Origin of the sequence: Streptomyces fulvorobeus (genome assembly GCF_013167895.1) — a bacterium.
GTDB classification, from domain to species: domain Bacteria; phylum Actinomycetota; class Actinomycetes; order Streptomycetales; family Streptomycetaceae; genus Streptomyces; species Streptomyces fulvorobeus.
In genome coordinates this window covers 4,932,355-4,957,045 of sequence record NZ_BLWC01000001.1, presented here as the reverse complement: position 1 = coordinate 4,957,045, position 24,691 = coordinate 4,932,355, and the positions used below count along the sequence as shown (strand labels likewise).

The 24,691-nt window shown below is 69.9% G+C and carries 19 protein-coding genes and 5 pseudogenes; 9 read left to right on the top strand and 15 right to left on the bottom strand.

The window, feature by feature from the left end:
- Nucleotides 1-100: 100 nt before the first annotated feature.
- The 4 genes and pseudogenes from Sfulv_RS22260 to Sfulv_RS22250 all read left to right on the top strand — a co-directional run.
- Nucleotides 101-230: pseudogene (locus Sfulv_RS22260) on the top strand (TauD/TfdA family dioxygenase); the annotation flags it as partial.
- Nucleotides 231-313: 83 nt separating this feature from the next.
- Nucleotides 314-772 (top strand): RrF2 family transcriptional regulator, encoded by a 459-nt coding sequence (locus Sfulv_RS22255; RefSeq protein WP_173316310.1) that lies wholly within the window; start codon nt 314-316, stop codon nt 770-772.
- Nucleotides 773-911: 139 nt separating this feature from the next.
- Nucleotides 912-1,025 carry a putative leader peptide gene (locus tag Sfulv_RS31550; protein WP_371874697.1) on the top strand — a complete coding sequence of 38 codons (114 nt, stop codon included), beginning with the start codon at nt 912-914 and terminating at the stop codon, nt 1,023-1,025.
- Nucleotides 1,026-1,253: 228 nt separating this feature from the next.
- The gene (locus Sfulv_RS22250) at nt 1,254-2,360 is read left to right on the top strand and encodes an ABC transporter substrate-binding protein (RefSeq protein WP_173316309.1); all 1,107 of its coding nucleotides are present in this window, start codon (nt 1,254-1,256) and stop codon (nt 2,358-2,360) included.
- A gap of 93 nt (nt 2,361-2,453) precedes the next feature.
- Here Sfulv_RS22250 and Sfulv_RS22245 read toward each other — a convergent pair.
- Nucleotides 2,454-2,866: pseudogene (locus tag Sfulv_RS22245) on the bottom strand (universal stress protein).
- A 63-nt stretch (nt 2,867-2,929) separates the two neighbouring features.
- On the opposite strand from Sfulv_RS22245, the gene Sfulv_RS30665 reads away from it, so the two are divergent.
- The gene (locus Sfulv_RS30665; protein WP_256669322.1) at nt 2,930-3,064 is read left to right on the top strand and encodes a hypothetical protein; all 135 of its coding nucleotides are present in this window, start codon (nt 2,930-2,932) and stop codon (nt 3,062-3,064) included.
- Between the two features lie 86 nt (nt 3,065-3,150).
- Here Sfulv_RS30665 and Sfulv_RS22240 read toward each other — a convergent pair.
- Nucleotides 3,151-3,477 (bottom strand): annotated as a pseudogene (locus Sfulv_RS22240) (response regulator); the annotation flags it as partial.
- A gap of 385 nt (nt 3,478-3,862) precedes the next feature.
- A complete protein-coding gene (locus Sfulv_RS22235) occupies nt 3,863-5,290 on the bottom strand; it encodes a non-reducing end alpha-L-arabinofuranosidase family hydrolase (protein WP_173316308.1) in 1,428 nt (475 codons plus the stop codon).
- Nucleotides 5,291-6,153: 863 nt separating this feature from the next.
- Between Sfulv_RS22235 and Sfulv_RS22230 the strand changes: the two are divergent.
- A pseudogene (locus Sfulv_RS22230) lies at nt 6,154-6,351 on the top strand (transposase); the annotation flags it as partial.
- 245 nt (nt 6,352-6,596) lie between these two features.
- Here the strand turns inward: Sfulv_RS22230 and Sfulv_RS22225 are convergent.
- The 4 genes from Sfulv_RS22225 to Sfulv_RS22210 form a co-directional block, all read right to left on the bottom strand.
- Nucleotides 6,597-8,915 carry a rhamnogalacturonan lyase family protein gene (locus Sfulv_RS22225; protein WP_178134761.1) on the bottom strand — a complete coding sequence of 773 codons (2,319 nt, stop codon included), beginning with the start codon at nt 8,913-8,915 and terminating at the stop codon, nt 6,597-6,599.
- A gap of 1,453 nt (nt 8,916-10,368) precedes the next feature.
- Nucleotides 10,369-11,742 carry a class I SAM-dependent RNA methyltransferase gene (locus Sfulv_RS22220; protein ID WP_173316307.1) on the bottom strand — a complete coding sequence of 458 codons (1,374 nt, stop codon included), beginning with the start codon at nt 11,740-11,742 and terminating at the stop codon, nt 10,369-10,371.
- A gap of 99 nt (nt 11,743-11,841) precedes the next feature.
- On the bottom strand, nt 11,842-13,890 hold the full coding sequence (locus Sfulv_RS22215; RefSeq protein WP_173316306.1) for an APC family permease: 2,049 nt from the start codon (nt 13,888-13,890) through the stop codon (nt 11,842-11,844).
- Between the two features lie 231 nt (nt 13,891-14,121).
- The gene (locus tag Sfulv_RS22210; protein WP_173316305.1) at nt 14,122-14,805 is read right to left on the bottom strand and encodes a GntR family transcriptional regulator; all 684 of its coding nucleotides are present in this window, start codon (nt 14,803-14,805) and stop codon (nt 14,122-14,124) included.
- Nucleotides 14,806-15,087: 282 nt separating this feature from the next.
- Between Sfulv_RS22210 and Sfulv_RS22205 the strand changes: the two genes are divergently transcribed.
- Together Sfulv_RS22205 and Sfulv_RS22200 are read left to right on the top strand one after the other, a co-directional pair.
- A complete protein-coding gene (locus Sfulv_RS22205) occupies nt 15,088-15,756 on the top strand; it encodes a potassium channel family protein (RefSeq protein ID WP_173316304.1) in 669 nt (222 codons plus the stop codon).
- A complete protein-coding gene (locus Sfulv_RS22200) occupies nt 15,756-16,433 on the top strand; it encodes a potassium channel family protein (RefSeq protein ID WP_173316303.1) in 678 nt (225 codons plus the stop codon). Before Sfulv_RS22205 ends, Sfulv_RS22200 begins: the two co-directional genes overlap by 1 nt.
- Before the next feature lie 105 nt (nt 16,434-16,538).
- Here the strand turns inward: Sfulv_RS22200 and Sfulv_RS22195 are convergent, their stop codons facing one another.
- The 7 genes and pseudogenes from Sfulv_RS22195 to Sfulv_RS22165 all read right to left on the bottom strand — a co-directional run bounded on the left by Sfulv_RS22195 (nt 16,539) and on the right by Sfulv_RS22165 (nt 23,251).
- The gene (locus tag Sfulv_RS22195; RefSeq protein ID WP_173316302.1) at nt 16,539-17,297 is read right to left on the bottom strand and encodes a DUF3159 domain-containing protein; all 759 of its coding nucleotides are present in this window, start codon (nt 17,295-17,297) and stop codon (nt 16,539-16,541) included.
- Between the two features lie 3 nt (nt 17,298-17,300).
- A complete protein-coding gene (locus Sfulv_RS22190; protein WP_173316301.1) occupies nt 17,301-17,717 on the bottom strand; it encodes an OB-fold nucleic acid binding domain-containing protein in 417 nt (138 codons plus the stop codon).
- Nucleotides 17,718-17,826: 109 nt separating this feature from the next.
- Entirely contained in the window at nt 17,827-18,519 is a 693-nt protein-coding gene (locus tag Sfulv_RS22185; RefSeq protein WP_173316300.1) for a response regulator, read from the bottom strand.
- A 70-nt stretch (nt 18,520-18,589) separates the two neighbouring features.
- Nucleotides 18,590-21,132 (bottom strand): annotated as a pseudogene (locus tag Sfulv_RS22180) (DUF4118 domain-containing protein).
- Nucleotides 21,133-21,370: 238 nt separating this feature from the next.
- Entirely contained in the window at nt 21,371-22,138 is a 768-nt protein-coding gene (locus Sfulv_RS22175; RefSeq protein WP_173316299.1) for a DUF3710 domain-containing protein, read from the bottom strand.
- A 1-nt stretch (nt 22,139) separates the two neighbouring features.
- The gene (dut, locus tag Sfulv_RS22170; RefSeq protein WP_173316298.1) at nt 22,140-22,667 is read right to left on the bottom strand and encodes a dUTP diphosphatase; all 528 of its coding nucleotides are present in this window, start codon (nt 22,665-22,667) and stop codon (nt 22,140-22,142) included.
- Nucleotides 22,667-23,251 (bottom strand): PaaI family thioesterase, encoded by a 585-nt coding sequence (locus Sfulv_RS22165; RefSeq protein ID WP_173316297.1) that lies wholly within the window; start codon nt 23,249-23,251, stop codon nt 22,667-22,669. The genes dut and Sfulv_RS22165 overlap by 1 nt, the downstream gene beginning before the upstream one ends.
- A gap of 58 nt (nt 23,252-23,309) precedes the next feature.
- On the opposite strand from Sfulv_RS22165, the gene Sfulv_RS22160 reads away from it, so the two are divergent.
- On the top strand, nt 23,310-23,768 hold the full coding sequence (locus Sfulv_RS22160; protein WP_173316296.1) for a DUF3093 domain-containing protein: 459 nt from the start codon (nt 23,310-23,312) through the stop codon (nt 23,766-23,768).
- A 15-nt stretch (nt 23,769-23,783) separates the two neighbouring features.
- Here the strand turns inward: Sfulv_RS22160 and Sfulv_RS22155 are convergent, their stop codons facing one another.
- Nucleotides 23,784-24,689, bottom strand: a complete 906-nt coding sequence (locus Sfulv_RS22155; protein ID WP_173316295.1) for a hypothetical protein — start codon at nt 24,687-24,689, stop codon at nt 23,784-23,786.
- Between the last annotated feature and the right edge of the window lie 2 nt (nt 24,690-24,691).

The window sequence follows — 24,691 nt, the reverse complement described above, 5'->3', positions numbered from 1 at the left end:
GCGGGCAATTATGAACGTCGCACTTCACCCACATGACGAGTCGTTCAGACATGAGATATCCGCGCGGGCCGCATTGACTCGGCCGGATATCGCCGACGACTACGGCGACCTGCCGCGCCTGCTGCACCCGGGTGACCGTCGCGGGCGACGTCCCCGCCGGGATCGACGGCACCCTCAGCCACCTCGTCGAGGGCGACGACGCCTCGCACTACACCCCCGCCGCGGCCTGATCCCCGGGGCCGTGGGGCGGGAGCACGCCGCCCCGCGGCCCCCCGCGACGGGCACCGGTCGAGCTGTACGGGATACTGGGCGCATGCGGATCTCGGCCAGGGCGGACTACGCGGTACGTGCCGCGCTGCAGCTCGCCGCGTCCCTGGACGACGTTCCGCTGAAAGCCGAGGCCATCGCCGACGCGCAGGACATTCCGCACAAGTTCCTCGAAGGCATCCTCAACGACATGCGCAGGGGCGGCCTGGTGCTCAGCCGGCGCGGCGGCAACGGCGGTTACCGGCTGGCCAGACCCGCCGAGTCCATCAGCATCGCCGATGTCATCCGCGTGGTGGACGGCCCTCTGGTGTCGGTACGCGGGGTCCGCCCCCCGGAGTTGTCCTACACCGGCCCCGCCGAGTCACTGCTCCCCCTCTGGATCGCCGTGCGGTCCAACGTGCGCGAGATCCTCGACGGCGTCTCGCTCGCCGAGGTCGCATCGGCTCAACTGCCCCCCAGGGTATCCGCGTTGGCCGATGACCCCGAAGCCTGGGTAAACCCCTGACGCGTCGGACCAGCTGACACCCGTCCCGGATGGCGAGACAGTGGTGTCCATCATGCAAAACACTACTTGGAGCGGACGCCGCCTTCTGCCACGATCCCTGTCAACCAGGTAGGAAAACTAGGATTCGCGGGAGGTGGCCATGGAAACGTCCGACCGCGCACCCCGGTCGCTACCCCTGCTGACCCGGCGTCGTCACATCGATCTCGCCCGCACGGCCGGCGCCCTCTGTAGTCGGCCCCTCCTGACGCCGTAGAAGCTGACTCGCTTTCCACCAGCGCCGCTTCCCCGTCACCGGACCGCTTTCGTCGGACCGGACACCCTCCTCGGCCGACCCCAACCCCGCCCCCGCCCTCGCCTTAGCCATCTCCGGCATGGCTGCCGCTGATGGCCGGGAGCGAGTGCCGGTGCGTCCGGGTCACTCCGCCTCACACTTCCGTACCTCCCTGACCACCCATCCCGCCATCCCGGAGAGGACACCTTCGTGTCTGCCGTCAGACCGCTCACCCCCCTGCGCACCCTCGCCGTCATAGCCGCGCTCCCCCTCCTGCTCACCGCCTGCGGCTACGGTTCCGAGTCCACCGACGACGGCAAGCGGACCGAGGTCGCGGCAGACGCCGAGAAGCTCTCGGCCGACGAGGTGAAGATCGGCTACTTCCCCAACCTCACGCACGCCACCGCTCTGGTGGGTGTCCAGGAGGGCCTGCTCCAGAAGGAGCTGGGCGGCACCACGATCAAGACGTCCACCTTCAACGCGGGCCCTTCCGAGATCGAGGCGCTGAACGCCGGCTCCATCGACATCGGCTGGATCGGCCCCTCCCCCTCCATCAACGGCTACACCAGGTCCCAAGGCAAGAACCTGCGCATCATCAGCGGTTCCGCGTCCGGCGGTGTGAAGCTCGTCGTCAACCCGGACAGGATCACGTCCCTGGACGACGTCAAGGGCAAGAGGATCGCCACACCGCAGCTCGGCAACACCCAGGACGTCGCCTTCCTCAACTGGATCGCGGAGCAGGGCTGGAAGGTCGACGCGCAGAGCGGCAAGGGCGATGTCTCCGTGGTCCGCACGGACAACAAGACCGCCCCGGATGCCTACAAGACCGGTTCCATCGACGGCGCGTGGGTACCGGAACCCACGGCGTCCAAGCTGGTCACCCAGGGCGCGAAGGTGCTGCTCGACGAGTCCGCCCTGTGGCCCGACAAGAAGTTCGTGATCACGAACATCATCGTGTCGCAGAAGTTCCTCAAGGAGCACCCGGACGTCGTCGAGGCCGTACTGCGCGGCTCGGTGAGAACGAACGAGTGGATCAACGCCAACCCGCAGGACGCCAAGGCTTCCGCCAACGCGGCACTGAAGGAGCTGTCGGGCAAGGCGCTGCCCGCCGAGGTCATCGACCCGGCCTGGGAGTCCATCACCTTCCTCGACGACCCGCTGGCCACCACCCTCGACACCCAGGCCGAACACGCGGTGAAGGCCGGCCTGCTGGAGGAGCCCACCCTCAAGGGCATCTACGACCTCGGACCGCTCAACAAGATCCTCAAGTCCGAGACCAAGGCGGAGGTCGACGCCGCGGGCCTCGGCACCGAGTAGGGGCAACCGGGCCGACGCGCCGGCAGGAGGCGAACGCCAGGTCGGACAGGCGGAGGCCGAGGGCCTCCGCCTGTCCCGGGAGGAAGTTCACGGTCATTCCTGGCCACGGACCACGGTGACGGGGCAGTGGGCGTGGTGCAGCAGGGCCTGACTGACCGAACCGAGCAGCAGGCCGGTGAAACCACCGCGCCCCCGGGCGCCGGCCACGACCAGCTGGGCGTCGGAGCCGTCGACGGCCAGCAGCACCGCTCCGGACGGATCTGGACGGCCTCGCACCACCATCAGCGGGCAGCGGCCGTGTGCGGCCAGATGCACCGCTGTCGAGCCCAGCAACAGCCCTGAGAACCCGCTGAGTCCCCGGCTGCCGACGACTGCCAGGGACGCCGACCGCGATTCGATCTCCAGACCTCCAGCGCCTCCCCGACCACCACCGACCGGGTCACGGTCACGCCCGGTGCCGCCGCGTGTGCCCGTGCCTCGGCATCGGCCGGCACTCCCCGCGCCATCGGCTCCAGACCGTGGTCGGCCGGGCTCCACGGCGGCCCGCCGGCCGGCCGGTGTCCGGGCGCATGACCGAACGCGTGCACGATCCGCAGCGGGGCACCACGCAGGCGCGCCTCAGGGACCAACAGGCCGTCCCCAGGGCCACTCGGCCGTGGGACGTCGCGACCGAGCAGGGCTACGCCCCCGACTCACGCACGTGAATGCCCGGGCGGGCGGTCTCTCGGCCACCAGCCGTCCGGCGGTGACGAGCGGTCGCCGCACGGCGAGGTGCGGGGCAGCCCTACCTGGCCCCGGCCATGACGGCGTCCAACAGGGCTTCCTCATCGTCGAAGGACGTCAGCATCAGGCAAGCGAGGTCAGGCATGCGCGAGCGCAGTTCGCGGCAGACATCCACACCGTTGCCGTCTGGAAGCCGTACGTCGAGCACCGCCACATCCGGGCGCAGAGCGGGGACTCGTGTCAGAGCCTGTTCCGCGGTCCCCGCCTCCCCTACGACGCTGATGTCGGGTTCGTCACCGAGGAGATCACGTACACCGCGCCGGACCACTTCGTGATCGTCGAGAAGGAAGACCCGGATCGGATTCTCAGCACTGCGTGAACCGTTGTCCGGCATGGACCGCTCCCAGCGCTGTCGGTCGCGCAGTCTGCGGGACAAGTGCCTCCGCACAGTCAATAGCGCAGTACTCATGACTCCACGGCCAGGGCCGCTCGTCCCAGGCCGCGAGTTCCGGAGGCTCCGTACCCCAGTCGCAGATCCCGATCTTGAGTCATGGGCGCCCGCGCCGGGCGGGTCGTAGGGCTGCGGCAGACCGGTGCACCTCCTACGGTCCTTCCCCGCGCCCACCTGGTACCGCTGTGCGAGGAACCCCGGCCGCCGCACGGCTGGGGTTCCTCAAGGCGGTGAGTGGCGGTCAGCAGGCGGGACCGCCCACACCGTGAACCGCGCACTCACACGCCTGGAGACCGCACCACATCACGGTCACCGTGAGCCGGGAAGGTCAGCGCCGCAGGGTGAGGACACCCGGCCGCCACGGCAGTTGGTTGTAGTCACCGCCCGCGGCGGGGGACTTGCCCTGGTAGAGGAACCGCAGGTTGCAGGGGTCGATGGTCATGGTCTGGTCGGGGTTGTCGCGGACCAGGTCACCGTGGCTGATGTCGTTGGTCCAGGTGGCACCGCTGTTGGCCTTGCCCGCGAAGGGGTTGCTCTCGCCCACGGCCTGCGGCGTCCACGAGCCGCTGAGGCTGGAGGCCGTGAAGGAGCGGAAGTAGCGCCCGTTCGCACCCATCGCCTCGACGATCATGAGGTACTGGTTCCGGCCCTGAACCTTGTAGACCTGTACGCCCTCGAACAGGTTGGCCTTCGTGTCACTCATGATCGTCGTGTACGACGAACCGAAGTTGCCCGGGAAGTTCCCGATCGGCATGCTGGCCCGGTAGATCTTGCCGTTGTCACCGGCGAAGAACAGGTACATGTTCTGGCCGTCGCCGATCAGGGTCTGGTCGATCGGTCCGGTGTCGGAGCCGGAGATGCTCCCGGTGAACAGCGGCTGCGGAGAGGACCAGCCGTTGGGGTTGGTGGGGTCGCTCGACGTGCGGTAGATGAAGGGCCACGCACCCCACTGGTACGCCAGCACCCAGATGTTCTTCGGCGCGAAGTAGAACAGCGTGGGCGCCACCGCGGCCTGGCTCATCCCGGCCTGGCCGGCCGACGCCATGTCCGACCAGTTGGTGAAGGGACTGAACATCATCGAGCCGTACGACGATCCCGACACGTTCGACGCGTAGACCAGGTGCTTGCCGTTGTGCGTCACGGTGGTGAAGTCCTTCACCGCGGCCCACCCGTTCGCCGGCTGTGCCAGCACACCTGTCGACGTCCACCGGTACGTCGAGGGAAGAGAACACGTGCCGTCCGTGGGCGGCGTCCCGGCCAGGCCGGTCCACTTCTGGTTGCTGCCGCCGTTGCACGTCCAGATCTGCACCGCCGTGCCGTTGGCCGTACCGGCGCCCGCGGCCTCCAGGCACAACCCGGACTCCACGCCGACGACCGTGCCGTCGGCGTTCACCCGCCACTGCTGGTTCGCACCGCCGGAACAGGCCCAGATCTGCACCCGGGTACCGGCCGCGACGGCGTGGCCCGGAACATCCAGGCACTTGTCGCCGTACACGGTCAGCTGGTTGCCGTCCGTCGACGTCCACTGCTGGTTGGTCCCGCCGGCCCAGCAGTCGTGGATCTGCAGGTACGTGCCGTTGGTCTGGCTGGCACCCGGCACATCGAGACACCGGTTCGAACCGACACCGCGTAAGGCGCCACTGGCAGCCGCCTGAGCCGGGGTGGCGACGAGCATCGCCGCCAACGCGGCCAGGACGGCTACTGCGGCGGCGAGCATCAGGGATGTGTGGCTGCGGCTGAAACTTCCTCTGTGCATGGGGACTTCTCCAACCTTGAGTAGGTGGTTCCGGTTGGCCTCGCCCGAGGCTGTCCGGACTGTCGGTGCAGTGCGGTGTGCGGCGGTCTGTGAGCACCGCGGGGTGCCCTGCTGTGCGATGCAGCAACTCCGACGCGTTCGTAATACCGAACAAGGGTCGAAGTGTCGAGCAACCTAGATGCTAAGGAACTGGCGGGCGACGTCAATACCTCTCACACATTTCGCTCTCATCGCCGAAACGTTTCGTGGGGCCTCCGCACGGAACGGCGCACGTCACAGCTCCACTTGACGTGGGAGCGGGGCGATCGCGCGGAGGATGTCGGCACTGATCGGCCGGGTCCCCGTCATCCGCGGCCTACCGATTTTCGGACGGGGTCTTCAACTTCTCCCCTCCCTTCCGGCGATCGGGAAGGGAGTCTCCGGCGCCCGGAGGTCCAGGCGCGTGCCGCTGTTGCCGGGAACACGATGTGCTCCTCCGACGCTTTGGCGAGAGCTTCCGACGTGGGCGCGGCGTCCGTCCCCGAAGGAGGGATCTCGCTCCAGGCGTCGAATGCGGCCACCTGCCCGATCCCGCCCTTCGACACAGGCCCAGGAACTCGTTCTTCCAGGAGGCCCGGTCCTGTCGCGGGGCCTCAGCGGTGGCGGCAGCGTCTCGCGCCTGGGCGTTCCCTCCATCAGTTCGGTTCCATGTGCTCCCAGGATGGGGCGTCCTCTTCGAGCTGCCGGACACGTTTCTGCAGTGCGTCGAAAGACGCCTGGGGCGCCTCCTCACGCGAGTAGGCGGGGTGCTCCAGGCCCGAGGTCGGGCCAGACCAGCCGGGCGCCACCGCTGGACACGGCTACCTTGGCTGTCCCGACGCGGAATCCGGCACCGCACCGCGCGCAGGGGCGTCGAGACCTCGCAGCGACTCGGCCGACACCGGTGGACCATCGAACGCACCATGTCCTGGCTCGCTGGCTGCCGACGACTCCACCGGCGCTACGAACGCAAGGCCGACCACTTCCTGGCCTTCACCAGCATCGCCTGCACCCTCATCCGCTACCGCCGGCTCACCAGATGAGACAAATTCCAAACTCCAGGCGGTGTTGCAACGACCCCTGGAGCCCAAGCACGGAACCGGCTGAGCGCGCGCCGGTCCTCGGCCGCGCCGCCTGCCCCCCCTTTGTCCCTTCACTCCAGCCAGGGGCATGGGTGAAAGCGGCCGTAACTTCGCGCCGTTTGCTGGTCGGGACTGCGGGTGGAGCGTCTTCGCGGGGCGGCCTGCCCGCGAAGACGCTCCACTTTCGCATGAGGTGATCGGGTGGGTCAGCGCACGTAGACGTTGGGCTGGGGTGGCCGGGTCATGTCGGCGCCCAGGAAGTAACTGGGGTGGGGTGGCTGGTTGTAGGCGGTGTTCTGCCAGGCCAGGGCGACCCGGTACTGGGCGTTGTGGGCCAGGGTGTGGAGTTTGGTGGTGGTCGGGGTCGGGGTGGCGTAGATGCGCAGGGCGTTGTTGTCGGAGTGGCGCCAGATGACTTCTTCGCGCCAGTCGCCGAAGAGGTCCCCGGACAGGACCGGGGTGGATTTGCTGCCGTTGCTGGAGGCTACGCCGCTACCGGTGAGCAGACGGGTGTCACCGCCGATCCCGTACTTGTCGATCTGGGTGCCGTTGAGCAGTTCGCGCACAGGGTCGCCGTCCCACCAGGCGAGGAAGTTCGCCGAGGAGGGGTTGCGGCCGACATTGCCGCCGGAGGAGTTGCGCAGCTGGGTCATGTTCGGTCCCGCGCCCCAGAATTCGGCGCCCGGGTTACCGGCGTAGATGTCGGCGGCCACCCCGCGGCCTGGGCCTTCTTCGCCGCTGGTGGGGGTGCGGTGGATGACCGATCCGGTGGCGGCGTCGTGGAGGTCGGAGCCGGGCTGGTTGCCCGATTCATGGATGGTGAACACCTCCAGACCGGTGCGGGAGGGCACGAAGTCGCCGACGTGCAGAGCGTCACCATGTCCGTAGCCGGTGGCGTACATCAGGGTGCCGTTGTCGTTGATGGTCGCGGAGCCGTAGATGACCTCCTGGCGGCCGTCGGCATCGACGTCGGCGATGGACAGCTGGTGGTTGCCCTGTCCGGCCGCGCGAGAGTTCCCCGAGGCGTTGGAGTCGAACGTCCACCGGCGGGTGAGCCGGCCGTCGCGGAAGTCCCAGGCCGCGACGACAGCACGGGTGTAGTAGCCGCGCGCCATGATCAGCGAGGGCCGTTGCCCGTCGAGGTAGGCGGTGCCGGCCAGGAAGCGGTCCACCCGGTTGCCGTAGGAGTCGCCCCAGGAGGAGACGTTGCCGCGCGGCGGGTCGTAGTTCGCCGTGTCCATCGCGGCCCCGGTCAGCCCGTTGAACATGGTCAGGTACTCCGGGCCGGCCAGGACGTAGCCGTCACTGTTGCGGTGGTCCGCGCTCGCGTTACCGATCACCGTGCCCTGCCCGTCGCGCGTACCGTCGGCGGTCTTCGCGGCGAGTTCCGCCCGGCCGTCGCCGTCGTAGTCGAAGACCTGGAACTGGGTGTAGTGGGCGCCGGCCCGGATGTTGCGGCCCAGGTCGATACGCCACAGCCGCTGGCCGTTGAGCCGGTAGGCATCCAGGTAGACGTTCCCGGTGACTCCAGCCTGGGAATTGTCCTTGGCGTTGGACGGGTCCCACTTCACGATCAGCTCGTACTGCCCGTCGCCGTCCACATCACCCGGGCTGGCTTCCACCGGGGTGTAGCCGGAACCAGGATTCTGCAGCTGGACATCGAGGTAGTTGCCGCCTGTGAAACGCAGCGAGGACTCCGAGGCGGGCTGCTCAGCGCCGCCGACCACGGCTCGAACCGTGTACGTGGCGTCGGCTGGAGCGCCGCCGTCCAGGTAGTTGGTGGAGCTGGTGATCGGTGAGGCGTTCACCTTGCTGCCGTTGCGGTACACGTTGAACGCCGTGTCGTAGCCCTCGGTGCCCAGCAGTCGCCAGGACACCAGGTTGCCCGAGCCGGACCGCACCGAGACCAGGCCCCGGTTCAGATCCTCCATCTGCAGCCCGTCACCGGGCGGGTCCGGGTCGGGGCCAGGGTCTGATCCGCCCCCGACCTTCACCAACTGCCACTGCTGATTGATGCCGTCGTTGTCGGCGTACTGGGAGATCCGGGCGCCGTCCGCGGTGGACCGCTCCCAGACATCCAGTGCTTTTCCGCTGTTGCGGTTGATCAACTGGACGAAGCCGCTGTCGGTGTCGACCACGCTGAACTGCTGATTGGATCCGTCGTTGGCGGTGTACTGCTGGACATTCGCGCCGTCCGCGGTGGACTTCGCCTCGATGTCCAGGACCTTGCCGCTGTGCCGGGCCCGGAGCTGGTAGAAGCCACCGCCGACGTCGACGAACTGGAACTGCTGGTGAGTAACAGAGCCAGGGGTGCGCTGAACCAGCGCGGCCCCGTTGGCCGTGGATCCGCCATCGATCTCCATGGCCTTACCGCTGTGCCGGGAGACCAACTGATAGTGCGCCGCGGTATCGATCTCAGCGGCGCCGGCGCTGGTCGCCGGCAGACCGACGAAGAGCGCGGCGAGCAGTGTCACGAGCCCTGCCCATAACACCGCGCGGAACCGGCGAGGTCTGATCTTTTTCACGGTCTCGATGCTCCTTCTCCAGAGGACTCCACGAAACGGGGAATAGAATGGTTCATCAGTGGCGTACGCAATAGGACATGTTGCGAATGCCAGAGTGGGAGCGCTCCCACTTGGGAGCGATCCCTCACGATAGAAGCGGCAACCACCCCCTACAACCCTTCGCGTCGAACTTGTACGCGCGGGCCCTTCCCCACTCAGGTGTCGCCACCGGCGGCCGTCCGCAGCAGCTGGCTCCGGGCTCCGGGCATTCCTGCCGATGGAGGACCCGTGAGCAGCCGGGGCGTTGATCACGCTCGACCTGACCGTGTGTCGAGACCTGACCGCCTTGAGGCGGCACGGTCAACGGTCGCCTTTTCAGGAGTGTTCGTCTGCTGTTGGCGTCAGTCGTCAGTACCGTCGACGCCGCAGGCAGCTGCCATGTGCGGCCCTACGTCGCCACGAAGACATCGCGGCCAAGTGCTCGCGGTCACCGTGACGATGTTGGCCGCCGCCCTGAGGTCGCGAGGGCTCCTCCTGCACCACGCTCTGGGCGTCAGGACCACGAGGCGGTAGTCGCCATCAGCAATCGGGCAACTTCCCGCCGCTACTATCGGCCGTTTCGGAGACCCCGGAGGCCCCGCCAGGCCGCCACTGACGACGACCTCTGACCGTAGGGCAGCTGGCATCTCGCCGTCGCCGGCCCTCACAATCGGCTGAAGGCCAGCCCGATTTCGGTCCCCACGCAGTGGGCATGCCTGGATTCTGGTCCGCCTTCGTCGCCCGCATGTCCGCCCTCCAGGCACGCCTGTAGTCCACCACCCCTGGGAGTTGGCGACTGGCTGGCTCTTGATCGGACCGTCGTCGACGTGGTGGCGGCAGCCTGAACGGCCTTCGTCAAGGTGCGAGCCGCTGCGCGGCCGGTCCGAGAGGTGCGGCTCCAGTCCGTGCTCCCCGACCCTCGCCGGAGTCACGGCGCACGCTGCCACTGCCTCGACCTCGTCTTACTGTCCGTCCAGACAGCCTTCCCATGCATGTGTGCGAGACGCACCAGGGCCTGCAGAGAGCCATCTCCCACACACGCGCAGTCCAGCCAAGCCGTCGGCGTTCTCCAGTGCGTCAGAGATCATTGCCTCGCTCTGCGATGCGCCGTACAAGGAGCGCTGCTCCTCGGGCGTTACCGAGCACTCTGCGGCCTCCGCCCTCGTCCGGAACGGGAGCCGGTCGCGCCGACCGGGCGGGGGAAGGTCGGTCACCGCGATTCGGCTCTCGTGGTGGGAAAGGGGCGGGGCGAAGCCCCCTCCGGAGACGCCGTGGAGGACGGAGTTCACGGCGAGTTCGGCGACCGACGGCCGCCCGAGTGGTTGCCTGAAGGACCGCTGTCGGCAAGGCCGACCGCACCGACAGCGCATATCCGCACCCCCGGCGAAGGCCGCCGCGGACCACTCGGCCCCTGCGCTCTCGGATGAACCGCAGGTCAGGCGTCCTTCTTCGCAGGCTCCAGAATCGCCACGCACTCCACATGCGCCGTCATCGGGAAGAGGTCGAACGCCCGCAGTGTCCGCACCTTGTAGCCGCCCTCGCGGAAGTACGCCAGGTCGCGGGCCAGGGCCGCCGGGTCGCAGGCGACGTAGGCGATGCGACGGGCGCCCAGTGCGGACAGCAACTTCACCGTCTGCTTGCCCGCGCCCGCGCGCGGCGGGTCGAGGACGATGAGGTCGGCTTCCGTGATGCCCGTGCGCGGCAGGACCTGGTCGACCTTGCCGTGCTCGATGCGGACCCGCTCCAGATCCTTGAGGTTGTGGCGGGCGTCCTCGACGGCGCGCTTGCCGGACTCGATGCCGAGCACCGCGCCCTTCTCGCCGATGCGCTGGCCGATCGCACCGGCGAACAGGCCGACGCCGCAGTACAGGTCGAGGGCGGTGTCGTTCTTGCGGGGCAGCAGGCCCTGCATCACCGCGCGGACCAGGGTGTCGGCCGCCTGCGGGTGGATCTGCCAGAAGCCGCCCGAGCCGACCCGGTACGTGCGGTCGTCGGCGCGCTCGCGGACGAAGGCGCGGCCGTGCACGCGGTGGACGCCGCCGTCGTGCTCCTCGACGCGGAGTACGGAGACCGGCTTGTCCAGCTCGACGAGGGGCAGGCGGCCGCCGGCCTTCGGGGTGAGGATCACCTGACGGTCGTGGGAGCCGGTGGCCGAGATGGCCTCCACCCCGGCCAGCTGCGGCCACTCGCGCTTCTCGACGCCCAGCTCGCTGACGCCGGGAGCGGCGATCATGCAGTGGTCGATCGGCTGGATCTCGTGCGAACGGTGCTTGCGCAGCCCGGCCCGGCCCTCGTCGTCGATCGCGTACTGGACCCGGGTGCGCCACCCGGGCACCTGGCCCTGCGGGAGCTTGTCGCCCTCGGCCGGCATGACCGTGCCGTCCCAGCCGGCCTCCTCGGGGGTCAGTCCCGCAAGGCGCTTCAGCTGCTCGGTGATGACCTCGCCCTTGAGGCGGCGCTGCGCGCCTGGCTTGGCGTGCTGCCAGTCGCAGCCGCCGCACAGACCGGGACCGGCGTACGGGCAGGGGGCCTCGACGCGGTCCTTGGAGGCTTCGAGGATCTTGACGGCGTCGGCGCGCAGGAAGCGGGAGCCGGTCTCGCCGTCCGTCACCCGGGCGATGATCTTCTCGCCGGGGAGGGTGTGCCGTACGAAGAGAACCCGGCCCTCCGCCGTGCGGGCGATGCAGTGGCCCCCGTGCGCGACGGGGCCGACCTCGACCTCGTACTCCTCCCCGATCAGTGAGTCACCGCTCAGCGAGTCGCCGGCCTGCGAGTGCCCGGCCTGCGGCGGAGTGGATTCGTTCTGCATGTAGGGGTGGCTCCAGAGATCAAGGGAAAAGCGGCCGGACAACGACCCACCAGTCTACGTGGGCGTCGCACGACCGCTTACCACAATCGGTCCCGCCAGTCAGCCCTTACCGGTGGGCTCCTTGGGTTTCCGTTCCACGGGGCCTCGGCGCACCGATCCCGGAGCGTTCCATTCGGCCCGCCTTCTGGCGCGCTTCTTCGCGGCCTCGGACGACTCAAGCTGGTACGGGACGGACGTCACCATGACACCGGGGGTGAAGAGCAGCCGGCCCTTCAGACGCAGGGCGCTCTGGTTGTGCAGCAGATGCTCGTACCAGTGCCCCACCACGTACTCCGGGATGTAGACGCTGACCACGTCCCGCGGGCTCTCCCGGCGCAGGCCCTTCACGTAGTCGATGACCGGACGGGTCACCTCGCGGTAGGGCGAGTCGAGGATCTTCAGCGGTACGTTGATGCCGCGCCGCTCCCACTCCTCCTTGAGCACCTTCGTCTCCTGCGGGTCGACGCTGATGGACAGCGCCTCCAGCCGGTCGGAGCGGATGAGCTTCGCGTACGCCAGGGCGCGCAGCGTCGGCCGGTGGAGCTTGGAGACCAGGACGATCGAGTGCACCCGCGACGGCCGGCCGGCCTCGTCGGACGGCGTCTCGTCGGCGGCGATCTCCTCGGCCACGCGGTCGTAGTGCCTGCGGATCGCGGTCATCGTCCCGTAGAAGAGCACCATGCCGAGCAGGGCGACCCAGGCGCCGTGGGTGAACTTCGTGGCGAGGACGACGACGAGCACCAGGCCGGTGAAGAAGGCGCCGAAGGTGTTGATCGCACGCGAGCGGATCATGTGACGGCGCGCGGCCGGGTCCTTCTCGGTGCGCAGATGGCGGTTCCAGTGCCGCACCATGCCGGTCTGGCTGAGGGTGAAGGACACGAAGACGCCGACGATGTAGAGCTGGATCAGCTTCGTCGAGTCGGCGCCGTAGATCCAGACCAGCAGGACCGCCGCGCCCGCCAGCAGCACGATGCCGTTGGAGAAGGCGAGCCGGTCGCCGCGGGTGTGCAGCTGACGCGGCAGATAGCGGTCCTGGGCCAGGATCGAGCCGAGCAGCGGGAAGCCGTTGTACGCGGTGTTGGCTGCCAGGAAGAGGACGAGCGCGGTGGCCGCGGCGAGGAGGACGAAGAGGAAGGTCCCGTCGCCGAAGACCGCGGCCGCGACCTGGGAGATCACGGGGTCCTGGACGAAACTCCCGCCGACCGCCGCGCCGTCGCGCAGCAGGTCCTTCGCCGGGTTCTCGGCCATCTTGACATCGGTGGCCATGGCCAGCCCGATGATGCCGCAGAACATGGTGACGGCCAGCAGGCCCATCATGGCGAGGGTGGTGGCGGCGTTCTTGCTCTTCGGCTTGCGGAACGCGGGGACGCCGTTGCTGATCGCCTCGACGCCGGTGAGAGCGGCGCAGCCGGAGGAGAAGGCGCGCAGGAGAAGGAAGACCAGGGCGAAGCCGGCCAGCCCCTGGTGCTCGGGCTTGATCTCCAGGTCCGAGGTGGGCGCGTGCATGGTGTCGCCGAGGACGAGCCCCCGGTACGCGCCCCACATGATCATCAGGAAGACGCCGACCACGAAGAGGTACGTCGGGATGGCGAAGAGCTTGCCTGATTCCTTGACGCCGCGCAGGTTCATCAGCGTCAGCAGCACGATCGCCCCGATCGCGACCGGAACCTTGTGCTCCACGACGAACGGGACCGCCGAACCGAGGTTCTCCACACCGGAGGAGATCGACACGGCCACGGTCAGGACGTAGTCGACCAGCAGCGCGCTGGCGACCGTGAGTCCGGCCTTGGGCCCGAGGTTGGTGGTGGCGACCTCGTAGTCGCCGCCGCCGCTCGGGTACGCGCGGACGTTCTGCCGGTAGGAGGCGACGACCGTGAACATGAGCACCACGACGGCGAGCGCGATCCACGGGCTGAAGTGGTAGGCCGACACACCCGCGATGGACAGCACGAGGAGGACTTCTCCGGGTGCGTACGCCACCGAGGACAGCGGGTCGGATGCGAAGACGGGGAGCGCGATACGTTTCGGGAGGAGCGTTTCCCCCAGATTGTCGCTGCGCAGCGCCCGGCCGATCAGGATCCGTTTGGGCACGTCGGTCAGTTTGGACACGCAGAGGATCGTATGCGTTCCTTATGGACGCCGATGAGCAACCACCCCATCAAAGTCGGACAATCTCTCCTATTTCCCAGCTTTGGGCAGAGAACTTCGCTCAATCTTTAACGTCTTCCATGCGCTCACGCTTCCGTGAAGAGGGCGCTGTATCCGATGAGCGCGGGCTGACCTCTGACCAAGGCGTCGGCGAGGAGGGAGACGGGCGGGAGCCGCGCGGCCGGGGCCGCCTCAGCGGACCGCCGGATCGTCCGCCGGATCGACCCCCGGTTCGTCCGCCAGTTCCTCCAGCGCGCGCCAGATCTCCGCCGTGATCCGCGAGGCCCCCTCCGCGTCTCCCCCGGCGCAGGCGTCGATGAGCAGGCCGTGCAGCGCGGCCGAGCCGTGCGCCGCGCTCGCCGTGCCGAACTGCCGCCACTCCAGGCGGCGGATCAGCGGGGTGTAGCGCTCGACCGTGGCGGTGACCGCCCGGTTGCCGCAGGCGGTGACGAGCACGCCGTGCAGCTCGTCGTCGGCGTGCAGCGCGGCCGCGGTGTCACCGGCTGCCGCGGCCGCGCGCAACCGTTCGTTCGCCGCCCGCATCGCCGCGAGGTCCCCGGCCGTGAGGTGCGGCACCGCACTGCGGGCGGCGAGTTCCTGCATCGCGCGTACGACGGCTGCGGCGTCCCTGACGTCACGCGGGACGAGCCGGGTGACGCGGGTGTAGCTCTGCGGCTTGCTCTCCACCAGCCCTTCGCCCGCGAGCCGGGAGAGGGCGTCGCGGACGGGCGCCCGGGAGAGCCCGAGCCGTTCGGCGAGTTCGCCGTCGCGGACGGACGCGCCGGGTGGGATGTCGCCGCGGACGATGGCGTCGCGAATCGCCTCGTACGCGGTGTCCCGCAGCAGGGTCCGCCGCACGGGCCGGAGAGTCTCCATAGAACTGACATGTTAGATGTCGCTTCACGCGTGCTCAAGAGCCCGCAGGGGTGCGAGCGGGTTTCGGGCGGATGGGGGAAGAGGTTCCGGGGCGGGGCCGGGCGAGGGGTGCGTACCCGGGGCACACTCGGATGAGGCGGCCGATGCGCTGCGGCATAAGCTCACTCACGGGCCGCGCGGAACGTCGTTGCCCCGTTGTTTGCCCGGCAAGCTGAGAAAGAAGTGTGACCAGGGTGTTTTCGCAGGTCAGCGGGTCGACCAGGACGGCGAGGTAGGCGCAAGGTGCACATCGTCATCATGGGCTGCGGGCGAGTCGGAGCCGCGCTCGCGCAGACCCTGGAGAAGCAGGGACACACGGTCGCGGTGATCGACCGGGACCCCACGGCGTTCCGCCGCCTGGGCTCCGGGTTCGGCGGCCGCCGGGTCACCGGGGTCGGTTTCGACCAGGACACGCTCCGCGAGTCCGGGATCGAGGAAGCCGGCGCGTTCGCCGCGGTGAGCAGCGGCGACAACTCGAACATCATCGCGGCGCGCGTGGCCCGCGAGATGTTCGGCATCGAGAACGTCGCCGCACGGATCTACGACCCCCGGCGGGCCGAGGTCTACCAGCGCCTCGGCATCCCCACGGTGGCCACCGTCCGCTGGACCGCGGACCAGATGCTCCGGCGGCTGCTGCCGTCCGGCGCCGAGCCGCTGTGGCGCGACCCGAGCGGTGGTGTGCAGCTCGCCGAGGTGCACACCACGCCCTCGTGGATCGGCCACAAGATCAGCACGCTGCAGGAGCAGACGGGCGTCCGCGTGGCCTTCCTCACCCGTCTGGGTGAAGCGATCCTGCCGACGTCGCAGACCGTCCTGCAGGAGAGCGACCTGGTCCACGTGATGATGCGTACGGACGAGATCGCGAAGGTCGAGGCGGCCTTCGCCGAGGGCCCGGAAGAGGGCGGTCACTGATGCGCGTGTCGATTGCCGGAGCAGGCGCGGTGGGCCGCTCCATCGCGGCCGAACTGCTGGAGAACGGGCACGAGGTGCTGCTGATCGACAAGGCGCCGACCGCCATCTCGGTGGAGCGGGTCCCGATGGCCGAGTGGCTGCTCGCGGACGCCTGCGAGATCACCTCGCTCGACGAGGCCGCCCTCCAGCGGTGCAACGTCGTGATCGCGGCGACCGGGGACGACAAGGTCAACCTCGTCGTCTCCCTGCTCGCGAAGACCGAGTACGGCGTCCCGCGGGTCGTCGCCCGGGTGAACAACCCGAAGAACGAGTGGCTGTTCAACGAGTCCTGGGGCGTCGACGTCGCGGTCTCCACGCCGCGGCTGATGTCGGCCCTGGTCGAGGAGGCGGTGAGCGTCGGCGACCTGGTCCGGCTGCTGCGCTTCAGCCACGGCGACGCCAACCTCGTCGAGCTCACGCTGCCGCCGGAGTCGGCGCTCGCCGGTACCCGGGTCGGCGATGTGGCCTGGCCCGAGGACACCTCGCTGGTCACGATCATCCGCGGTACGCGTGTCCTCACCCCGAGCGTGGAGGAGTCGCTGGAAGCCGGTGACGAGTTGCTCTTCGTGGCGGCCCAGGCACGGGAGGAACAGCTGGAGGATCTGCTGTCGGTGCGGCGCGAGCTCACCGAGGACTGATCCCGGCACGTACGCGCGCGAGCCCGTACCCGCCGGACGACGAGAGGCCCCGCACCGTGCGAACCGGTGCGGGGCCTCTCGTCGTACGTGCATGCGGGCGCAGGCTCAGCCGTCGTGGCCGGTGGCCTGCGCGTCCCGCGCCTCGCGCTCCTTCTCGGCCTGCTCCTGCGCCTCCATCTCGGCGAAGACGTCGATCGGCGGCGGCGCCTTGGCGAGGAAGAGCCAGGTCAGATAGACCGCCAGCAGGAACGGCGGAATCTTCAGGGAGACCAGGACCCAGCCGAGCTGGGCGGTGTCGGCCCACCAGTAGAGCGGGAAGAGGATCGCGCACTTGGCGAGCAGGATCAGCCCCCAGGCCCAACTGGCCTTGGCGTAGGCGGCCTTGCGTCCCGGGTTCCTGGTGCGCCAGGAGAGGTTCTCCTTGAAGACCGGACCCAGGATCAGGCCGATCAGCGGCACGCCCGCGATCGTCGTGATGATGTAGGCGAGCGCCAGTCCGAGCGTGTAGATCATGCCCGGCAGGTAGAAGTCCTTGGCGTTGCCTGTCATCATCGCGAAGACCACGCCGAAGGCCACGCCGAAGACGCCGCTGAAGGCGTGCTTGACGGTGTCCTTGCGGATCAGCCGGACCCCGACCATGGCCACCGACACGACCAGGGCCGCGATGGCCGCGGTGTGCAGGTCCTTGTTGATGGTGAACATCGTGACGAAGAGCAGTCCGGGCAGGACTGTCTCCACCATGCCGCGGACACCGCCGAACGCCTCGGAGAGCGCGGCCTCGGTGACCGCCTTCGCGGCGGCCTCCTCCTGGGCGGTGGGGTGGGACGTGTCCGTGTCGGACGTCGGCTTGTCGAGAGACGTCACCGGCTACTCCTTGCCCAGCGGTCGGAGTTCGTATTTGGGGTTGAACAGCACCCGGCGTCCGTGGCTCATGGAGACACGGCCCGAGGCGATGAGCTTACGGCCCGGCTCGATGCCGACGATGGAGCGCCGCCCCAGCCAGACCACGTCGAGCGGCGCCGTACCGTCGAAGAGTTCCGCCTCCAGGGCGGGCACTCCGGCGCGCGGGCGCAGGGTGACGGTTCGCAACGTACCAGTCACCTTGACGATCTGGCGGTCGGAGCACTCGGCGATCCGGGTGCACCCCGACGCCTGCGTGTCCTCCCGCAGCTCTTCGGACTCCAGGTCCTGCTGGGAGGTGGACAGGCGGCCGAGCATCCGGCGGAAGCGGCCCGACGGCTTGTCCGCCTTGCCGGCCTTCTCGAATCGGGGAACAGCACTCATACCCGAAGGGTACCGGTGTCCGGGCGGGCCGACGGGTGCCCGGGGGGTTCACTCGGACGGGTGACTTCAGAGGCTCCACGACGGCCTCTCCGTACGCCGTTCCCGGCGGTCAGCCCCGCTCGAAGCGGTAGCCCATGCCTGGCTCGGTGACGAAGTGCCGGGGGTGCGAGGGATCGGCCTCCAGCTTGCGCCTCAGCTGGGCCATGTAGACCCGGAGGTAGTTGGTCTCGGTCCCGTACGAAGGGCCCCAGACCTCCTGGAGGAGCTGCCTCTGGCTGACGAGCCGGCCGCCGTTGCGGACGAGGACCTCCAGCAGATGCCACTCGGTGGGGGTGAGCCGTACGTCGCGGCCCGCCCGGTTGACCTTCTTGGCCGCGAGGTCGACGGTGAAGCTTTCGGTCTCCACGACGACGACGCCGTCCGGGCCGTCCGCGCCCACGGGCTCGGCCCGGCGCACCGCCGCGCGCAGCCGGGCCAGCAGCTCGTCCATGCCGAAGGGCTTGGTGACGTAGTCGTCGGCGCCCGCGTCCAGGGCCTCGACCTTCTCGTCCGACGTGTGGCGGGCGGAGAGCACCAGGATCGGCACCCGCGTCCAGCCGCGCAGCCCCCGGATCACCTCGACGCCGTCCATGTCGGGCAGCCCGAGGTCCAGGACGACGACATCCGGATGGCGGGCGGCGGCCAGCTGGAGGGCCGTCGCTCCGTCCGGCGCCGCGTCGACCTCGTACTCGCGCGCCTTCAGGTTGATCACGAGGGCGCGTACGATCTGCGGCTCGTCGTCGACCACAAGCACCCTGGTCATCGAGGATCTGCCTTTCTGCTGTACGGAGTGCACGGAAGCACGGGGCGTGTACGGGGTACGGGATCGAGGGTCACGGGGTGACCGGGGCGGGCAGGCCGGTGCGGGCGGGAACGGCGCCGGCCGCCGCCTTGAGGGTGAGGACCATGGTCATCCCGCCGCCGGGGGTGTCCTCCGCGTCGAGGGTCCCGCCCATGGCCTCCACGAAACCACGGGCGACCGCGAGGCCGAGGCCGACCCCGGCGCCGCGCGGGGCGTCACCGTAGCGCTGGAAGGGCTCGAAGATGCGTTCCTTGCCCTCGTCCGGGACGCCGGGTCCCCGGTCGGCGACGCGCAGCTCGACCCGCTCCCCCAGCGAGCTGGCGGCGACGACGACACGCGTTCCCCGGGGCTGTACTTCACGGCGTTCTCGACGATGTTGGCGACGGACCGTTCCAGCAGGCCGGGGTCGACGGCGACCATCGGGAGGCTCTCGGGGATGTCGAGGTCGACGCTTCCCTCGGGTACGCCTCCGAGCGCCATGGGGACGACCTCGTCGAGGTCGATCTCGCGGATCAGCGGGGTGACCGTGCCGGTCTGGAGGCGGGACATGTCCAGCAGGTTGCCCACGAGGTGGTCGAGCCGGTCGGCTCCGTCCTCGATGCCTTCGAGGAGCTCCGCCTCGTCCTCGTGGGACCAGGAGACGTCGTCGGAGCGCAGCGAGCTGACGGCGGCCTTGATGGCGGCCAGCGGGGTCCGCAGGTCGTGGCTGACGGCGGCGAGGAGCGCGGTCCTGATCCGGTTGCCCTCGGCGAGCCGCCTGGCCTCCTCCGCCTCCCCCACCAGGCGCTGCCGGTCCAGCACGACGGCGGCCTGGGCGGCGAAGGCACCGAGCACCCGCCGGTCCTCGGCGGGCAGCACCCGGCCGGAGAGCGCCAGCGCCATGTGGTCGCCGACCGGCATGTCCACGTCGGCGTCCTCCGGGCGGACGACAGGCGCCGGGCCGACCGATCCGGCGCAGGTCCACGGATCGACGTCGCTCTGCCGCTCCAGGAGGGCGACGGACTCCATCGCGAAGGTCTCGCGGACCCGCTCCAGCAGCGCGTCCAGAGCCGTCTCGCCCCGCAGGACACTGCCGGCGAGGAAGGAGAGGATCTCGGACTCGGCACGCAGCCTGGCCGCCTGGTGGGTGCGGCGGGCCGCCAGGTCCACCACCGAGGCGACCGCTACCGCCACCGAGAAGAAGACCACGATGGCGACGAAGTTCTCCGGGTCCTGCACGGTCAGGGTGTGGGTGGGCGGCGTGAAGAAGTAGTTGAGCAGCAGGGAGCCGGCGGCGGCCGAGGCGAGGGCCGGGCGCAGCCCTCCGAGCAGTGCGGCGCCGACGGTCAGGAAGAGGAAGAGCAGCACGTCGTTGGCGAGCCCGGGGCCGTCCTCCAGGCTCCTGAGGAACAGCGCGAGGAGCGCCGGCCCTCCGACGCCCACGGCCCAGCCCCACAGGATGCGGGCCCGGCCGAGCCGGTTGCCGCGGGCGAGGGGAAGGCCGCGGCCCTTGGCGACCTCCCCGTGCGTGACGATGTGGACGTCCAGGTCGGGGCCGGAGTCGCGGGCCACCGTGGCGCCGACACCGGGGCCGTATATGTACTGCCACGTCTTGCGGCGGCTTGAACCCAGGACGATCTGCGTGGCGTTGACCCCACGGGCGAACGCCAGGAGCGCCGAGGGTATGTCGTCGCCGATGACGTGGTGGAAGGTGCCGCCCAGGTCCTCGACGAGGGTGCGCTGTACGGCGAGTTCCTTGGGCGAGGCCGCGGTGAGCCCGTCGCTCCGGGCGATGTACACGGCGAGGATCTCGCTGCCCGAGCCCTTGGCGGCCATGCGGGACGCACGGCGGATGAGGGTGCGGCCCTCGGGGCCGCCGGTCAGCCCGACGACGATGCGTTCGCGGGCCTGCCAGGTGGTGCGGATGTTGTGCTCGCCCCGGTACTGCTGGAGGTACTCGTCGACCCGGTCGGCGACCCAGAGCAGGGCCAGCTCGCGCAGTGCGGTGAGGTTGCCGGGGCGGAAGTAGTTGGACAGGGCCGCGTCGAGCTTGTCGGGCTTGTAGATGTTGCCGTGGGCCATGCGCCGGCGCAGCGCCTGGGGCGACATGTCGACGAGTTCGATCTGGTCGGCGCGGCGTACGACCTCGTCCGGGACCGTCTCGCGCTGCCGTACCCCGGTGATCGACTCGACGACGTCGCCGAGCGACTCCAGGTGCTGGATGTTGACGGTCGAGATGACGTCGATGCCCGCCGCGAGCAGTTCCTCGACGTCCTGCCAGCGCTTGGCGTTGCGCGAGCCGGGCACGTTGGTGTGGGCCAGCTCGTCGACCAGGGCGACGGCGGGCGCCCGGTCGCGGACGGCCTCGACGTCCATCTCGGTGAAGACGGCGGAGCGGTACTCGATGTCACGGCGCCGTACCTCTTCGAGCCCGTGCAGCATCACCTCGGTGCGCGGCCGGTCGTGGTGTTCCACGAAGGCGACGACGCAGTCGGTGCCCCGTTCCACCCGGCGGTGGGCCTCGGAGAGCATCGCGTACGTCTTGCCGACGCCCGGTGCCGCACCCAGGTAGATCCGAAGCTTGCCGCGTCCCATGGCCCCATCGTCTTCCGGAGTCGGCTGCGGCCTGTGCGGCAGCCGATTCGAAACTACTCCGAGGATTTCCGGCATATCGGGCCGGGGGTGGCTCGCGAGTGCGTATTGACGGGATTCTGATGCCCGGCGGGCTCCGCCGTCGCGCGCGGACACGGGAAGGCGCGGGATGCGGAGAAGCCGGTGGGCCGTACCCCGGACACGCGGGTACGGCCCACCGGCCGATGCTGCGGGGAGCGGCTCAGCGCACCTCGGTGATCTCGGGTCCGCGCTGGAGCTGGCCCATTCCACCGGAGAACTTCGAGCCCTCCTGCTCCTCCTGCTGTACACCCTCCGGCACCATCTGGGCGTCGTTGGGGAGCTTGAGGACGATGGGGTCGCGGGGCGCCATCGGGCCGTCGCCACGGACGACCACGGTGTCCCGGAAGATCGTCTCCAGCAGTCCCGCGGCCTCCGGCTGCACGGCACCCTGGCCCGAGATGACTCCGCGCAGGAACCAGCGCGGCCCGTCGACCCCGACGAAACGTACGAGCTGTACGCCGTTCGTCCCGTCCGGCAGCTGTACGGGGACCTGGGCGCGCAGCTCCCAGCCCAGCGGACCCTCGACCTCGTCGATGATGCCGCCCTGCTGGGTGATGCCCGAGGCGATCTCCTCCCGGACCTCGCCCCAGATGCCCTGCTTCTTGGGGGCCGCGAACGCCTGGAGCTGCACCGCGCTGTCCCGCAGGACCACGGTGGCGGCGACGATCGCGTCACCCGCGACCTCGACCCGCAGCTCCATGCCCTCGACTCCGGGCACGAAGATGCCGCCGAGGTCGACCCGGCCCTCGCCGGGCTGGGTGACCTCGTCGAAGTCCCACGGCCCGTCCGGCCTCGGGGCCGGCGGGAGGTTCATCCGGCGCGAGCCGCTCGCGGCGCCTTCGGTGAGCTCGTCGGCGACCTGCTCGGCCTCGCGCGCTTCGTCCGCCGCGTCCTCGGCGGAACCACTCTTCTTGCGACGTCCGAACACGTCACTGTCCTTCCCGGTCGGATACGACCGAAGCGTAGCTGTTCCCACCCTGGGTGATCCCGCCCGTGACGCCGTCCACCGCGGCATGACCGCCGGTGGACCCGAAGCCACCCTCGGCCCGCGCCGAACCGGGAAGTTCCGCCACCTCGTGGAAGCGCACCTTCTCGACCTGCTGGACGACCATCTGAGCAATCCGGTCGAAACGTTCGAACCGCACGGTCTCGCGCGGATCGAGGTTGACCACGATCACCTTGATCTCCCCACGGTACCCGGCATCAACCGTCCCTGGGGCATTCACGAGAGCCACTCCGCAGCGGGCCGCGAGGCCGGAGCGCGGGTGCACGAACGCGGCGTAACCGTCCGGCAGCGCGACCGAGACCCCTGTGGGCAGCACCGCCCGTTCCCCGGGGGCGAGTTCGGCGGCCTCCGTGGTCACCAGATCGGCCCCGGCGTCGCCCGGGTGACCGTACGAGGGGATGGGCACCTCGGGGTCGAGCCGGCGGACCAGTACGTCGAGAGGAGGGTGCATCAGGGGTTCACCTCGAAGGCGCGGGCGCGCTTGACCTGGTCGGGGTCGGCCATGGCGGCCCGGATCTCGGCCGGACGGCCGTTCTCGATGAAGTGGTCGACCTTGACCTCGATGAAGAGGGCGTCGGCACGGACGGCGACGGGCCCGTCCGGGCCGCCGATCCGGCCGGTGGCCGTCGAGTAGATCTTGCGGCCGTGGACCGCGGTGATCTCGGCGTCGAGGAAGAGGACGGTGTCCACCGGAACCGGCCGCACGAAGTCGGTCTCCAGCCGTCCGGTGACCGCGATCACCCGCAGCAGCCAGTTCAGCGAGCCGAGCGTCTCGTCGAGCGCCGTGGCCAGGATGCCGCCGTGCGCGAGCCCGGGGGCACCCTGGTGGGCGGCCTTGACCGTGAACTCGGCGGTGACGCGCACGCCCTCTCCGGCGCGGGCCTGGAGGTGCAGCCCGTGCGCCTGCCCCCCGCCGCAGCCGAAACAGTGTTCGTAGTGCGCGCCGAGGAGTTCTCCCGGCGCCGGGGCTTCGGGGTGCCGCACCGGCGCGAGGGCGTCGGCCGGGGGCGTCAGGGCCCTAGATGTTCCACTCACAGGCGCAGACCTTACCCGCGCGGGCGACCGCTGGTCGCTCCGTGCCAAGCTTGGTTTCATGCAGCCTTCCGCAACGCTCTTCGACGAACGCCTCACCGCTCCCCGTTCCTGGTGGGTCATCGCCTTCGGAGCCGGCATCGCCTGCGCCCTGATGTTCCTGCCGCTCGGGACCGTACCGCTGCTCGCCGGTCTGGCCGGCGGTACGGCCGCCTCGGCGGTCGTGGTGAGTTCGTACGGCTCCGCGCGCATCCGCGTGGTGGCGGGCGCCCTCGTCGCGGGCGACGCGCGGATTCCGCTGTCGGCGCTCGGCGAGGCGGAGGCGCTGGACGCGGAGAGCGCGCGCGCCTGGCGCTCGCACAGGGCCGACCCGCGCGCGTTCATGCTGCTGCGCAGTTACATCCCCACGGCGGTGCGGGTCGAGGTGGCGGACCCGGCGGACCCGACTCCGTACGTCTTCCTGTCGACCCGTGAACCGCAGGCCCTCGTGGCGGCCCTGACGGCGGTGCGGGCGGCCTGATCCGGCCGGGCGGTGCTAGCCCTTCGGCTCCCCTGGCAGCAGCGCGGGGTTCCCGGGCTGTTCCAGCGCGGGCAGCTCGGGGAGCCGGTCCCAGGGGACCTGGGCCTCGCGCAGGTCCTTCCTGATCCGTTCGGCGAGCTTCACGGTGTCGCGCCGGTTCATCACCGCGCCGACCGCGGCGCCGACCATGAACGGGATGAGGTTCGGCAGGTCGCGCACCATGCGCTTCATGATCTGCTGGCGCAGTTCGCGTTTCATCTGGCCGCCGAGCGCCGCGTTCAGCGTGGTGGGCCGTGAGACGTCTATACCGCGCTCCTGCGTCCAGGACGTCAGGTACGCGGCGCTGCGCTGGCTGAGATTGCCGGGCGGGCGCCGGCCGTAGACCTCGTGGAGCTCGGCGACGAGCTTCAGCTCGATCGCGGCGACGCCGGTGATCTCCGCGGCCACCTCGGCGAGCATCGCCGGCGGTACGGGCATCATGGCCGCCGCGCCGATTCCCGCGCCGACTGCGGCGGTGGCCCTGCTCGCACCCGCGATGAGCTTGTCGGCGAGCTCTTCGGGGCCGAGCCCCGGGAACTGCCTGCGCAGGGTGTCGAGATCGCGCACGGGGACGCGGGGAGCCGTGTCGATGATCCGGTCGGCCAACTGGCCGACGCCGGCTCTGGCACTCTCCCCGCCCTTGCGTACGCCTCTTCTCAGTGTGCTCAGACGGCCTGCCCCGGTCGTGGGCTCCGCCGGGACCGCTTCGAGCGAGGCCGAGGGGCCCCGCCCGTCGTCAGGTGTACCGCCGGAGGGCGGCAGGGCGGCCGTACGCTCGGCAGGCGGGCTTGCGCCTGCTGCCGGGCCTGTGCCGCCCTGTTGCGCCTCCACGGCCTTCTTCTGCCACAAGCGCCGCTTCCGGAACGGCGTGTCGCCTGTCACGG

What these genes read in the sequence shown, in the direction of transcription:
- Sfulv_RS22185 (WP_173316300.1), bottom strand. Translation starts at nt 18,519, where the DNA reads ATGACCAGGGTGCTTGTGGTCGACGACGAGCCGCAGATCGTACGCGCC.
- Sfulv_RS22255 (WP_173316310.1), top strand. Translation starts at nt 314, where the DNA reads ATGCGGATCTCGGCCAGGGCGGACTACGCGGTACGTGCCGCGCTGCAG.
- Sfulv_RS22220 (WP_173316307.1), bottom strand. Translation starts at nt 11,742, where the DNA reads ATGCAGAACGAATCCACTCCGCCGCAGGCCGGGCACTCGCAGGCCGGC.
- Sfulv_RS31550 (WP_371874697.1), top strand. Translation starts at nt 912, where the DNA reads ATGGAAACGTCCGACCGCGCACCCCGGTCGCTACCCCTGCTGACCCGG.
- Sfulv_RS22200 (WP_173316303.1), top strand. Translation starts at nt 15,756, where the DNA reads ATGCGCGTGTCGATTGCCGGAGCAGGCGCGGTGGGCCGCTCCATCGCG.
- Sfulv_RS22235 (WP_173316308.1), bottom strand. Translation starts at nt 5,290, where the DNA reads ATGCACAGAGGAAGTTTCAGCCGCAGCCACACATCCCTGATGCTCGCC.
- Sfulv_RS22190 (WP_173316301.1), bottom strand. Translation starts at nt 17,717, where the DNA reads ATGAGTGCTGTTCCCCGATTCGAGAAGGCCGGCAAGGCGGACAAGCCG.
- Sfulv_RS22210 (WP_173316305.1), bottom strand. Translation starts at nt 14,805, where the DNA reads ATGGAGACTCTCCGGCCCGTGCGGCGGACCCTGCTGCGGGACACCGCG.
- Sfulv_RS22160 (WP_173316296.1), top strand. Translation starts at nt 23,310, where the DNA reads ATGCAGCCTTCCGCAACGCTCTTCGACGAACGCCTCACCGCTCCCCGT.
- dut (WP_173316298.1), bottom strand. Translation starts at nt 22,667, where the DNA reads ATGCACCCTCCTCTCGACGTACTGGTCCGCCGGCTCGACCCCGAGGTG.
- Sfulv_RS30665 (WP_256669322.1), top strand. Translation starts at nt 2,930, where the DNA reads ATGACCGAACGCGTGCACGATCCGCAGCGGGGCACCACGCAGGCGCGC.